The following is a 12,283-nucleotide window of genomic DNA, read 5'->3' on the forward strand; positions in this document are numbered from 1 at the left end:
GGTTAGGGAGTCTCCGGACTCCTTAACCGCGCACAGCTATGTCGGGGGCATGTTGAGCGGTGTCACGACTTGAACCGGTGACGTCGTAAAGCCGAAGTGAGCGCCCATGGCGCCGTGTTCCTTCATGACCACCTGACAGGCAGTGCGAACATCCGCCCGCAGATCGTGGTGGAGCACCGCTGATATTCGCCTCTCCCCCAGCAACTTTCGATTGTCACCGTCGAGATCGTGGGCGATGAAGACACTGCACTCCCGGTTCAGTTCGTCGAACGCGTCGACCGTGGCCAGGTTGCCACCACCGATCGAATACACGGCACGGATCTGCGGATCGGATTCGAGTGCCGCTCGCACCAGTTTCCTACTCGTCTGATCCAGACCGTCACTGTTCGGAATGTCGATCAACCGTCGATGCGGAGCTGAGACTCGCATGGCGGAGCGAAATCCCATCTCCCGTTCTTCCTCCCCGCGGAAGAACCCGCTGCTCATGCTGACCAGCACGTTGCCTTCCCGATCCCCCAGCCACTGATCTATCAAGTACGCGGCGGTGGCCCCGGCGGCTCGGTTGTCGATGCCGATGTAGGCGGCTCGCCTGCTGCCGGCAACGTCGGTCACCAACGTGACGACCGGAATCCTTGCCGCCACCAACCGGTCGATCGCCGACACGACTTCCGGAGTGTCGGGAGCCTTGACGATGACTCCGTGGGAGCCGCGCCGGCGAATCTTGTCGAGCGTCGACGTCATCGCTTCTACCGAACCGGTTTCACGAAAGTGAAACCTGGAACGAACAACAGCGGGTGCAAGGGTGGGCAGTTCGGCCTCGAGCGCGTCACGGACGGCGTCGGAAAACCGTGCAGGAGTTTGCAACACGACGTCGACGATGAACGTGCGACCGACCAGTTTCAGTTGCGAGCGTTGACGTTCCAGGTCCGTGATCGCCTGGCGAACCTCCGATCGTGTGCCGTCGCGAACTCCAGGACGGTCGTTGAGCACCCGGTCGACGGTGGCCTCACTCAGGCCCGACTGCTGAGCGATCTCCCGTACTTTGAATCGATGCGCCACAACTACCTCACGATGATGGATATTTGATGGTTTTTTGCTGTTGCTCGAGGTCTTCGTCACAGCCAGACTAAACCCATGACTTCTACGCCGGGCGTAACCAGGCCCGCACTCCTGGCCGACACCGTCTTACTGGTCAGTGGCGGCTCGCAAGGCGTCGGCGCCGGAATCGTACGCGCCGCAGTCCGTGAGGGCGCTCAGGTGGCTTTCACCGGCCGACGCCCGGACGTCGGAAAGGCTCTCGAGACAGAACTTCCGGGAACTCACTTCATCGAAGCCGATGTGGCACAAACGGATTCCGCGCTCGACAGCGTGGCCGAGACGATCTCTCACTTCGGCCGCGTGGATGCTCTGGTCAATTCCGCCGGGCTCACTTCACGCGGAACGCTGCTCGACACCACCGAAGAACTCTTCGACCAGCACATCGCGGTGAACCTTCGCGGTCCGTTCTTCACGATGCAGGCAGCAGCCAAAGACATGCGCGAGCGTGCGGTCCCCGGGTCCATCGTCAACATCATCTCCACGTCCGAACTCGGCGGGCAGCCGTATCTCGCGCCGTACGTGGCAGCGAAGGCCGGGCTGGCGGGGCTGACCCGCAACGCCGCCCATGCGCATCGCTGGGATCGTATCCGGATCAACGGTCTCGACATCGGGTGGACACAGACCGAGGGTGAAGACCTCACGCAGAGAGCTTTTCACGACGCTGGTGACGACTGGCAGGAACGTGCGGGCAGCACCCTCCCCATGGGCAAGCTCGGACAGGTCGACGAAATCGCCGACTTCGTCGTCTTCCTGCTCTCCGATCGCAGCGGAGTCGTGACGGGTTCGATCATCGACTGGGACCAGAACGTCTTCGGAGGGCTGGACTGATGGGCGCTCGCATCGGAGTCGTCGGCCTCGGACGAATCGGCAGCTACCACGCCCGAAATCTACTGACACTAAACGGCGTCGACGCACTGGTTGTCACCGATGTCGACGCACGTCGAACCTCGGACGTGGCAAGCGAACTCGACGTGGAGTCCGCTGCCGATCCCGACGCGCTTCTAGCGTCGGGCATCGACGGCGTTCTGATCGCCGCGTCGTCGAGTTCACATGCCGATTTGATCGAAGCCGCTGTCCGCCGAGACATCCCGACGTTCTGCGAAAAGCCGGTAGCAGACTCCATCGAATCCTCCGTTCGTGTACTCGCGACTGCCGAGCAGACGTCGGTGCCAGTCCAGATCGGATTTCAGCGCCGATTCGACCCGTCATTTGTGGCGGCGTACGACGCGGTTCGATCTGGAGAACTCGGTTGGATCCACACTCTCCGATCGACCACCCTCGACCCCGCTCCCCCGCCGATCTCGTACATCGAACACTCCGGCGGCATCTTCCGCGACTGCTCGATCCACGACTTCGACATCGTCCGGTGGATCAGCGGCCGCGAAGTCACCACTGTTTTTGCCACCGGCTCGAATCAGGGTGATCGCGGGATCGCCGATGCCGGTGACGTCGACACCGCCGCAACGGTTCTCACTTTCGAAGGCGGAACCATCGCGGTCGTGTCGAATACCCGCTACAACGGCCGCGGCTACGACTGCCGACTCGAGGTACTCGGCTCGGCGGACTCCGTCGTTGCCGGGCTGGACGACCGCTTGCCACTCCGCTCTCTCGACCCCGAAACATCGTTCCCCTCGAAGGAGCCGTACACGTTCTTCATGGACCGCTTCACGTCCGCCTACCGTGCGGAACTCGAAGCATTCCTCGGCGTTGTCGCCGGGCGTCGGGAATCACCGTGCACGCCCGCAGATGCGGTCGAGTCGGCCTGGATCTCCGAAGCTGCAACGCACTCTCTGCGCGAGGGTCGGCCCGTCACGATCACCGAAGTCAAAGATCTGTTCCTTCACGACAAGAATGAGGCACACACATGAGCACTCCTCGCATCGCCGGCGCACCGATCTCCTGGGGCGTGTGCGAAGTCCCGGGCTGGGGCTACCAGCTCGACCCTGCGCAAGTCCTCCGGGAAATGCGCGAAGTCGGTCTGGCGGCAACGGAAATCGGACCGGAGGGCTTTCTGCCGACTGCACCCGCCGAAATGGCCAAGGTGCTCGCGGATCACGATCTGAGCGCAGTCGGCGGGTTCGCACCGGTACTGCTGCATGATCGCGATCATGATCCGGTTCCCGGCATCTCCCCCATCCTCGATGGTTTCGTCGCCTCGGGTGCCGAAGTTTTGGTCCTGGCCGCCGCGACGGGTTCCGACGGCTACGATTCACGCCCGGAACTGGACGAGCAGAGTTGGAAAACCCTGCTGCACAATCTCGATCGCCTCACCGACGCCGCGGCCGAGCGCGGAATCAGGGCAGTTGTCCACCCTCACGTCGGAACGATGATCGAGCAGCGCGACGAGGTCCTGCGAGTGCTCGACGGCTCGGCCATCCCCCTGTGCCTGGACACCGGCCACCTGTTGATCGGCGGCACCGATCCGGTCGACCTGGCGCGTCAAGCTCCCGAGCGCATCACCCACGTGCATCTCAAGGACGTCGACGATGCCCTCGCATCACGCGTTCGCAGAGGTGAGCTCACCTACACCGACGGCGTGAAGGCGGGAATGTACCGTCCACTCGGCGGCGGCGACGTCGACATCGCCGGTGTCACAGCCATATTGCAGCGCCACGGTTTCGACGGGTGGTACGTGCTCGAGCAGGACACCATTCTGGCCGAAGCGCCGTCGGACGAGGGACCGGTGCGCGATGTGCGAGCGAGCGTCGAGTATCTGCGGTCGGTTCTGTGACACCTCCTACCCCGCTGCGGATAGGCATTCTGGGAGCCTCACGCATCGCCGAGAACGCGATGATCAAACCTGCAACGGCCACCGGGCACCGCCTGGTGGCCGTTGCCGCACGCGACCCCGAGCGTGCCAGAGCCTATGCGGCCCAGCATGGGATCGAACGGGTGGTCGGTTCGTACGCGGAACTGATCTCGGATCCGGAGGTGGACGTCGTCTACAACGCGCTGCCCAACAGCCTGCACGGACCATGGAATCTCGCCGCCGTTCAGGCCGGCAAGCACGTGCTGACGGAGAAACCGTTTTCGAGCAATGCGGTGGAAGCGCGTGCTGTAGGCGAGGCAGCGCGCGTGAGCGGAGTGACGCTCCTCGAGGGGTTCCACTACCTCTTTCATCCGGTGAACCGGCGCCTGCTGGATGTGGTTCGGAGCGGCACAGTCGGCGCGGTCACTCGGGTGGAAACCGTACTGCGGATGCCCACACCATCCGAGAACGACCCGCGGTGGGAGCTCGCATTGGCAGGCGGGTCACTGATGGACCTGGGCTGCTACGGGTTACATGCCTCCCGGACGCTGAGTGACGTCTGTGGCGGTGCGCCAGTGGTGACCGGGACCCGCCACGAGGAATACGCTCCGGGGGTCGATTCGTGGTTCGACATCGAACTCGAATACCCCAGCGGCGCCACGGCATCCGTGGTGACCACGATGTTGGACGAGCGGTATCACTTCACCTTCCGAGTATTCGGCACTGAAGGAGACGTCCTGGTGCACAACTTCCTGCAGCCGGACATCGACGACCGTGTCTCCGTCACGGCCGGTGGGCGCACGAGCGTCGAGCATCTGGGCACGAAGTCGTCGTACACCTATCAACTCGAAGCGTTCGCCGATCATCTGTCCGGGGTCTCGGCGCTGCCGATCGGCCCGGGCGACGCGGTAGCCAACATGACGATGATCGACGAGGCGTACATGCATTCCGGCCTCGGGGTTCGGCCGACGACCATCCTGTGACGAAACGACTACAGCCTCGGTTCGATTCGAACCGAGGCTGTAGTCGCGAGGTTTTGATCTAGCGGCGAAGCTCGTGGGTCAGCGTCTCGAGCTCGTCACCGCCCGCCATCTCCTTGGTCAGTTCTTCGAGTGAGATGTCGTCGTACTTGGCGTCGAGCTTCTGCCTGCCTCGGTTGAGGAGCACGAAGTGATCGCCGACCATGTACGCGTGGTGCGGATTGTGCGTGATGAAGATGACGCCGAATCCCTGTTCCTTGGCAGCGGTGATGTAGCGCAACACCATTCCCGACTGCTTGACGCCGAGCGCTGCTGTCGGCTCGTCGAGAATCAGCACGCGCGCGCCGAAGAAGATGGCGCGGGCGATGGCAACACACTGACGCTGACCGCCCGAGAGACTACCGATCGGTGCGTCGACGTCAGGTAGTTCGATGCCCATCTTCGACAGTTCCGAAAGAGTCGTCGCGCGCATGGCGTTGGCGTCGAGCGACTTGATCAGACCACCCTTGCGCAGTTCCTGCCCGAGGAAGAAGTTGCGCCACACCGGCATCAACGCAACGACGGCGAGGTCCTGATAGACCGTCGCGATGCCTTTGCCGAGAGCTTCTTTCGGCGAGTGGAACGTTGTCGGTTCGCCGTCGACGAGTAGTTCACCTTCGCTCTGCTGGTGCAGACCCGCGATGATCTTGATCAGCGTGGACTTGCCTGCGCCGTTGTCACCGAGCACGCCCGTTACTTCACCCGCACCGACGCGCAGGTTGATTCCCTTGAGCGCGATGATGTTTCCGTATTGCTTACCGACGTCCTTGAGCTCGATCAGTGGCACGTTGCCGCCCGAGTTCGAGAGAGCGGGAACTTCAGCTGTGGTACTCATGTGTCACCTTTTCGCAGCGTAGTTGCGGAATGCGTTGTTGGCGATGACCGCGAAGAGCAGCATGGCGCCGAGGAAGAACTTGAACCAGTCCGGGTTCCAGCCTGCGTAGACGATGCCCTGGTTGGTCATACCGAAGATGAATGCACCGATCGCAGCGCCGATCGCGGTTCCGTAACCACCGGTGAGCAGGCAACCGCCGATGACTGCGGCGATGATGTACAGGAACTCGTTACCGACACCCTGACCGGACTGAACGGTGTTGAACGAGAACAGCAGATGCATGCCCACGAACCAGGCAGCAAAGCCGACGGTCATGAACAAGCCGATCTTGACTGCGGTCACCGGCACACCGATCGCGCGGGCACTGTCCTGATTGCCGCCGACCGCGAAGATCCAGTTGCCGATCTTGGTCTTGAACAAAACAAATGTTGCAATCGCGGTGAACAGCAGCCACCACACGACCGTGATCTTGACGGACACCCCGAAGACCGAGAACGACGACGCGAATACCTTTTTGGCGGAATCGAATCCAGCCATGTCGGAGACGCTGGGTGTGGCCACCTGACCACTCACGAGCTTGGTGACGGCCAGGTTGATACCGGTCAACATCAGGAAAGAACTCAAGGTGATGAGGAAGCTGGGAATTTTCGTCTTCATGACGAGGTAGCCGTTGAAGAATCCGACGGCGAGCGAGACGACCAGCGCCAGAATCGCGCCCACCCACAGGTTGAGGTGCAGGTTGTAGGCGATCATCGACGCGGCGAGCGAGGACGTGGTGACTGCGACGCCGGCGGAGAGGTCGAACTCGCCGCCGATCATGAGCAGGGCGACCGCGCAAGCCATGATGCCGATCGTGGAGCTGGAGTAGAGCACTGTCGCAAGCGCTTCCGGCGTACGGAACGGTGCCGCGACGATACAGAAGAAGATGAAGATGGCGATGGCGCCGACAAGTGAACCCATCTCCGGGCGGAGCAGCAGACGCTGAATGCGCTTTTGCTCCTTCACCCGTTCATCGGTCACGACTTTATGGGCGGCAAGGTCGAGATCTGCCTGAGTGGACATGATTTCCCTTCCGTGCTGGACAGGCGCACGGAGGGCGGACTCTCAGCCCTCCGTGCGCCCGGATCAGCGAGTTCCGTTCTTGGCGTACTCGGCGACCGAGTCGATGTTGGTGTTGTCGATGAACGCGGGTCCGGTCAGGGTGGGCAAGCCACCACCGATCACGTTGCCGTTGTTGAGGTAAAGCCACAGCGAATCGATGGCGAGGTAGCCCTGCAGGAAGGGTTGCTGGTCCACTGCCCACTGCACGTCACCGGATTTGATAGCGTCGACGAGCGCCGCGTTGGTGTCGAAGGTGACGACCTTCGCCTTGCTGCCCGCATTGCCGACCGACGTCACGGACGTCAATGCGAACGGCGCACCGAGCGCGAGAACTCGATCGATTGCCGGGTCCTGTTGAAGTTTCGCGGTGATGGTCGACTCCACCGACGGCATGTCCTTGCCGTTGACGTTGAGAATCTCCGTCGTTCCCTTGAACGACTTCTTCACACCGGCGCACCGTGATTCGAGGCTCACGTTGCCCTGCTCCTGAATCACGCACAGCACCTTGGTGGCACCTTCGGTGTTGAGTCGCTCGCCGGCAGCTTCACCGGCAATCGACTCGTCCTGACCGAAGTACTCCTTGACGCCCATGTCCTTCCAGGTTTCGAGGCCCGAGTTGAGGGCGACCACCGGAATGCCCGCGGCGGTGGCACTTTGGACCGCTGCAACCATGGCGTCGGGCTTCGCGAGCGTGACGGCGATCCCGTCGACCTTGCTGTCGATCGCACTCTGAACCAAGTTGGCCTGGTTCGGTGCCTCGGGATCGGCGGAGTACCGAAGTTCGATGTTGTCCTTGGCCGCTGCGGTTTCGGCGCCCTTGCGCACCAGATCCCAGAACGTGTCACCGGGAACTTCATGGGTGATCATCGCAATGGTGGCGCGGGGCGTGTCCGCCGTACCCGCGCCCATTCCGGATCCGGAAGAATCCGGCTTACCGCCGGTGCTGGAACAGGCGGCCAGACCCAAGACCACGACTGAGGCTCCGGCCAGTACGGCAACGCTCTTGCGTCCCGTGAGAAACGACATGTGAACTCCCTCTCGACATCAACCAACGGCCCGCGAACGGATGGTGCTCGGTTGTATGTGAAAGATGTAATACCCGTCACAGTCGAATGTCAATAGTTTGTTCTGACATTAGGACTGCTTATCAAAGACCGGACAACCTAGTTTAGGTCGAAACGCCAGGTCAACGCCCTACGAGTCCAGTTGAACCTCGAACTACAAGTTGTGGTTGCGCGACTATGTCCCTGCCCAAGAGTCCACTTCCGGCGTCGAGACGTTCGGAGATTCGCTCCACCGCGGCGCCACCCAGAAACGCCGTGTCCTGCCCGACACTGGTCAGATCGATGTGCGCCAAACCTGCCAATGCACTGTTGTCGAATCCGATCACGGAGACGTCGCCGGGCACCGAGACTCCCGCACGCAAGAAGACGTCCAGGACTCCTAGCGCGCAACGATCGTTGAAAGCGAAGACCGCACCGGGAATCCCTTGTTCGACCATCGACCGCGCGGCGTCCGCGCCGAACTCCTCCGTGAGGCCGCCGGGAAGTATCCGCGATTCCAGTCCGGCCGCCCGCATGGCCTTCCGGTAGCCCTGACGCCTCTCCTGGGCGCCCGGACCGCGTCCGCCGTCGACATGGACAATCGAGCGGTGCCCGAGTCCGACGAGATGATTCACGGCCATCACGGCGCCCGCCTCGTCGTCCGTGCGGACAACGTCCACATGTACTGAGGGCATCTTCCGGGCGAGCACGACGACGGGAACCTTGGCCGCCAGGTCGACGATCTCCGATTCCGGCGCCTGCGAACCCAACAGCAAGATCGCCTCGCATCGGTCGTCGAGCAGGGTGCGCACGGCGCGCGAGCCAGGCCTGCGGTCCGAGACGGCACTGAGAACGACGTCGTAGCGCAAGCGTTCGGCTGCGTCGTAGATCTCGTCGAGCAGCTCCGCGTGAAAGGTTTGCGCGGCAACATAACTGACACCGATCAGGCGGCTGCGATGCTGGCGCAGCAGTCGCGCCGCGTTGTCGGGTCGATAGCCGAGTTCGTCCGCGGCCGCCTTGACCCGTACCCGCGTCGCATCGCTGGCACCCGGGACATCACGAATGACGATGGACACCAGTGCGCGTGACACACCGGCCAGGTCTGCTACGTCTTGCAAGGTGGGGCGTCGACTGTTCACCTCCACAGACTAGATCGTTCCAGCGAATACACGCCGAAACGTTGACGCACGAGGCAACCAGCGCTTTACTGACACGACTAGAACGATCTAGTTCCTCATCCTCACTCCGAACGGAGCCCCCATGTCTGCCTCTGTTGCAGTCGGTCTGATCGGCGCTGGATGGATCGGCCGTTTCCACGGCGAGTCCGTCGCGCTGCGTATCCCCGGCACCCGTCTCGTCGCCGTCGCCGATCCTGCGCCCGGCGCTGCGGCGTCGTTGATCGAACGTGTCAGTCCCGACGCCCGCGCGTACACCGACGCCCTTGAGCTGATTGCCGATCCGACCGTCGAAGCGGTGCTCATCAGTACGCCCGCATCAACTCACACCGATCTCGTGGTAGCAGCAGCGGAGGCCGGCAAGCATGTCTTCTGCGAAAAGCCGATGGCTTTGACACTCGAGGACGCCGATCGCGCAATCGGCGCATGCGCCGCGAACAATGTTGCGCTGCAGGTCGGTTTCAACCGGCGCTTCGCCGCCGACTTCGCCGCGGCACACGACGTGATCACCTCCGGTGGGATCGGGACACCGCAGCTACTTCGCTCTCTGACTCGCGATCCGGGAATCACCGCCGACGTCGCCTCTCGAGTCAAGCCGTGGACGATCTTCAACGAGACACTGATTCACGACTTCGACGCCCTGCTCTGGCTCAACCCGGGGGCACGCGTCGTCGAGGTGTTCGCGCAGGCCGATGCTCTCGTCCATCCGCAGTACAAGGAGCAGGGGTACCTCGATACGTCGATGGTTCAGTTGCGGTTCGACAACGGCGCCTTCGCGTCGGCCGAGGCCAACTTCCAGGCCACCTACGGTTACGACGTTCGCGGCGAGGTTTTCGGTTCCGGTGGAATGGTGAGTGCAGGCGAGGTCACGCGGACCGCGATGAGTCATTACAGCTCACCGGGCGTTCGGGCCGACACACCTCGGGTGAACATCGAACTGTTTCACGACGCCTATGTTGCCCAGCTAGCGCACTTCGCAGACTGCATCCGCTCCGGCAGCGCGCCGTCGGTCGACGGTCTCGATGCTCGCAACGCCCTGGAAATCGCACTGGCTGCAAAAGAATCCGTGGAAACCGGACTGCCCGTATCGCTGCTGTCGGTGCCGCAGTGAGCCCCTTCGATTTGGCAGTCTCTGCCGAGATGACGTTCACCGAACTCCCTGTCGTCGAACGCATTCGGCGGATCTCGGAGGCGGGGTTCGCAGCCGAGATCTGGAGTTGGCAAGACAAGGACCTCGATGCTCTGGTCGCCACCGGGGCTCGGTTCTCCTCGATGACCGGCTATCTTCACGGCGATTTGTTCGACGAAGCGGGCAGCGCCGAACTCGTACGTACAGCGGCGCTATGCCTCACGCCGGCAGCGAAACTCGGCGTTCCTCGGCTGAACTTCCATACCGGCGAGCTGATCGACGGACAGGCCGCGCGCCCGCAGTATCGAACTACGGGAGCGATGTGGCTGACGGCCCAACGCGCTCTCGAGAAGATCGCGCGACTGGGTGAAGACGCCGGAGTCGTCTTCTGCCTCGAGAATCTCAATACGATCGTCGATCACCCTGGCGTACCGATGGCCAGAGCCAAAGACACTCTGGCACTGGTGGAATCCGTCTCACACCCCAACCTCAAGATGATGCTCGACCTCTACCACGCACAGATCGGCGAAGGAAACCTCATCGAACTCGTGCGGCGTTGTGGTGACAACATCGGCGAGATTCAGGTGGCCGACGTACCCGGCCGATGCGAACCCGGAACCGGCGAGATCAACTACCCAGCCATCGCACGCGTTCTCGCCGAGCAGGGTTACACCGGCACGATCGGATTGGAGGGCTGGGCATCCGGAGACAGTGACACCGCACTCACTGCTTTCCGGAACGCCTTCACTCTCTAACTCTCACCCAGGAACGTGATCCCGTCGTAGCGCGCAGATCTTCCGTCACCGGTCGAGTCCACGGGGAGCGCTTCCTGAGGTCTTTTTGATGGATTTCAGGGGTAGTTTCGATGGCTTTTCCTTGGCAGTCTTTGAGTCACAGCACATCGTGAACTCCGCAGGAAGGCCCCCGAATGACTCCAGCACTGACCGACCACACCGTGCCGTTCGCGGGTAGGTTGCACCGAGAAGACTGCAACATCGACGACCTCGCCGCTTTGGTCGCGCACCGCACAGACCTCGCCGAATACCCATACGCCCATTCAGTGGCCGACGGGGTTCTTCTGTACCACTCGGCAGCATTGGTCGACAAATTGTCGAATCCAGAAATCCGGGCCGAGATCCAAGACGAGATCGCCCGGGCGTTACTCACCGGCCCCGGCATCACAGTCTTTCAGGGCGCGTTCGACGCGGAGATACTGGATCGCGCCAGCGAGATCTTCCGGCAACTCATTGCGCGCCAACACGAAGCCGGCGCGGTGTCCGGAGATCACTTCGCCAAACCCGGTGCCAATGACCGAATCTGGGGCGCACAACTGAAGTTGGCGCTCGAAGATCCCAAGACCTACGTCGACTACTACGCAAACAGCATTGTCGCTTTGGCTTCGGAAGCGTGGCTTGGCCCCATGTATCAGGTGACGTCGGACGTCAACGTCGTCAATCCCGGTGGCGCCGCACAGAATCCACATCGCGACTACCACCTCGGCTTCATGTCGAGCAACGTAGCCGCGAAGTTTCGGGCGCATGTGCACCGCTTGACCCCTGCCCTCACCTTGCAAGGTGCAGTCGCCCATGTGGACATGCCGGTCGAGACGGGCCCGACGAAATATCTGCCGTACTCCCAACAATTCGAATCCGGATACCTCGCGTTCGAGCGTCCCGAGTTCAAGGAGTTCTTCGAGGCCCATTACGTCCAATTACCTTTGGAGAAGGGAGATGCCGTCTTCTTCAACCCTGCACTGTTCCACGCCGCCGGCCACAACAAATCCGCCGACGTCCTGCGCATGGCAAATCTTCTTCAGGTGTCGTCAGCCTTCGGTCGCGCCCTCGGAACCATTGACCGGGACGCGCTCGTCAACGCGATCTATCCGGCACTGCTCGCCCTCAGCGAAGCAGGTTCCGACGAGTCCGTTCGCTGTGCCGTCGCCGCTTCCGCTGAGGGCTACGCCTTCCCGACCAATCTGGACCGAGACCAACCGATCGACGGCCTCGCGCCTCAGACGCAGGCCGAACTAGTGATGGAGGCGGTTCGCGAGCGGATCTCGCCTGACCATCTGGCCGAGTTGCTGAAGGCACAGTCCGAGAGACGAATGGCCTGAGGGACGACAGCGCTGACGAGA

General features: G+C 62.2%; 12 protein-coding genes. 7 read left to right on the top strand and 5 right to left on the bottom strand.

What is annotated here, in order from left to right:
- Window positions 1–36 precede the first annotated feature (36 nt).
- Window positions 37–1,059 (bottom strand): LacI family DNA-binding transcriptional regulator, encoded by a 1,023-nt coding sequence (locus tag ATN37_RS13290; protein ID WP_064688920.1) that lies wholly within the window; start codon window positions 1,057–1,059, stop codon window positions 37–39.
- Between the two features lie 75 nt (window positions 1,060–1,134).
- On the opposite strand from ATN37_RS13290, the gene ATN37_RS13295 reads away from it, so the two are divergent.
- Genes ATN37_RS13295 through ATN37_RS13310 form a run of 4 tightly spaced genes read left to right on the top strand, consistent with a single transcriptional unit; the run spans window position 1,135 to window position 4,830 of the window.
- A complete protein-coding gene (locus ATN37_RS13295; RefSeq protein WP_218695237.1) occupies window positions 1,135–1,926 on the top strand; it encodes an SDR family oxidoreductase in 792 nt (263 codons plus the stop codon).
- Window positions 1,926–2,966, top strand: a complete 1,041-nt coding sequence (locus ATN37_RS13300; protein WP_030535066.1) for a Gfo/Idh/MocA family oxidoreductase — start codon at window positions 1,926–1,928, stop codon at window positions 2,964–2,966. The genes ATN37_RS13295 and ATN37_RS13300 overlap by 1 nt, the downstream gene beginning before the upstream one ends.
- Window positions 2,963–3,829 (top strand): TIM barrel protein, encoded by an 867-nt coding sequence (locus ATN37_RS13305; RefSeq protein WP_007727332.1) that lies wholly within the window; start codon window positions 2,963–2,965, stop codon window positions 3,827–3,829. The genes ATN37_RS13300 and ATN37_RS13305 overlap by 4 nt, the downstream gene beginning before the upstream one ends.
- The gene (locus ATN37_RS13310) at window positions 3,826–4,830 is read left to right on the top strand and encodes a Gfo/Idh/MocA family protein (RefSeq protein WP_082931379.1); all 1,005 of its coding nucleotides are present in this window, start codon (window positions 3,826–3,828) and stop codon (window positions 4,828–4,830) included. Before ATN37_RS13305 ends, ATN37_RS13310 begins: the two co-directional genes overlap by 4 nt.
- 58 nt (window positions 4,831–4,888) lie before the next feature.
- Here the strand turns inward: ATN37_RS13310 and ATN37_RS13315 are convergent, their stop codons facing one another.
- The 4 genes from ATN37_RS13315 to ATN37_RS13330 form a co-directional block, all read right to left on the bottom strand.
- Entirely contained in the window at window positions 4,889–5,701 is an 813-nt protein-coding gene (locus ATN37_RS13315) for an ATP-binding cassette domain-containing protein (protein WP_007727336.1), read from the bottom strand.
- A gap of 3 nt (window positions 5,702–5,704) precedes the next feature.
- Window positions 5,705–6,763, bottom strand: coding sequence for an ABC transporter permease (locus ATN37_RS13320; protein WP_003940759.1), 1,059 nt, complete (start codon window positions 6,761–6,763; stop codon window positions 5,705–5,707).
- 63 nt (window positions 6,764–6,826) lie between these two features.
- Window positions 6,827–7,828 (bottom strand): substrate-binding domain-containing protein, encoded by a 1,002-nt coding sequence (locus ATN37_RS13325; protein WP_007727338.1) that lies wholly within the window; start codon window positions 7,826–7,828, stop codon window positions 6,827–6,829.
- 160 nt (window positions 7,829–7,988) lie between these two features.
- On the bottom strand, window positions 7,989–8,990 hold the full coding sequence (locus ATN37_RS13330) for a LacI family DNA-binding transcriptional regulator (RefSeq protein ID WP_058039058.1): 1,002 nt from the start codon (window positions 8,988–8,990) through the stop codon (window positions 7,989–7,991).
- A 115-nt stretch (window positions 8,991–9,105) separates the two neighbouring features.
- On the opposite strand from ATN37_RS13330, the gene ATN37_RS13335 reads away from it, so the two are divergent.
- From ATN37_RS13335 to ATN37_RS13345, 3 genes are all read left to right on the top strand, one after another.
- Window positions 9,106–10,131, top strand: coding sequence for a Gfo/Idh/MocA family oxidoreductase (locus ATN37_RS13335; RefSeq protein ID WP_166502034.1), 1,026 nt, complete (start codon window positions 9,106–9,108; stop codon window positions 10,129–10,131).
- Complete coding sequence (locus ATN37_RS13340; RefSeq protein WP_080726629.1) at window positions 10,128–10,904, top strand: TIM barrel protein; 777 nt, start codon at window positions 10,128–10,130, stop codon at window positions 10,902–10,904. The genes ATN37_RS13335 and ATN37_RS13340 overlap by 4 nt, the downstream gene beginning before the upstream one ends.
- 173 nt (window positions 10,905–11,077) lie before the next feature.
- Window positions 11,078–12,262, top strand: a complete 1,185-nt coding sequence (locus tag ATN37_RS13345; RefSeq protein ID WP_166502033.1) for a phytanoyl-CoA dioxygenase family protein — start codon at window positions 11,078–11,080, stop codon at window positions 12,260–12,262.
- The last annotated feature ends 21 nt before the right edge of the window (window positions 12,263–12,283 follow it).

This window comes from Rhodococcus sp. MH15 (assembly GCF_019266045.1).
Classification (GTDB): domain Bacteria; phylum Actinomycetota; class Actinomycetes; order Mycobacteriales; family Mycobacteriaceae; genus Rhodococcus_F; species Rhodococcus_F qingshengii.

What these genes read in the sequence shown, in the direction of transcription:
- ATN37_RS13300 (WP_030535066.1), top strand. Translation starts at nt 1,926, where the DNA reads ATGGGCGCTCGCATCGGAGTCGTCGGCCTCGGACGAATCGGCAGCTAC.
- ATN37_RS13305 (WP_007727332.1), top strand. Translation starts at nt 2,963, where the DNA reads ATGAGCACTCCTCGCATCGCCGGCGCACCGATCTCCTGGGGCGTGTGC.
- ATN37_RS13335 (WP_166502034.1), top strand. Translation starts at nt 9,106, where the DNA reads ATGTCTGCCTCTGTTGCAGTCGGTCTGATCGGCGCTGGATGGATCGGC.
- ATN37_RS13320 (WP_003940759.1), bottom strand. Translation starts at nt 6,763, where the DNA reads ATGTCCACTCAGGCAGATCTCGACCTTGCCGCCCATAAAGTCGTGACC.
- ATN37_RS13345 (WP_166502033.1), top strand. Translation starts at nt 11,078, where the DNA reads ATGACTCCAGCACTGACCGACCACACCGTGCCGTTCGCGGGTAGGTTG.
- ATN37_RS13315 (WP_007727336.1), bottom strand. Translation starts at nt 5,701, where the DNA reads ATGAGTACCACAGCTGAAGTTCCCGCTCTCTCGAACTCGGGCGGCAAC.
- ATN37_RS13325 (WP_007727338.1), bottom strand. Translation starts at nt 7,828, where the DNA reads ATGTCGTTTCTCACGGGACGCAAGAGCGTTGCCGTACTGGCCGGAGCC.
- ATN37_RS13295 (WP_218695237.1), top strand. Translation starts at nt 1,135, where the DNA reads ATGACTTCTACGCCGGGCGTAACCAGGCCCGCACTCCTGGCCGACACC.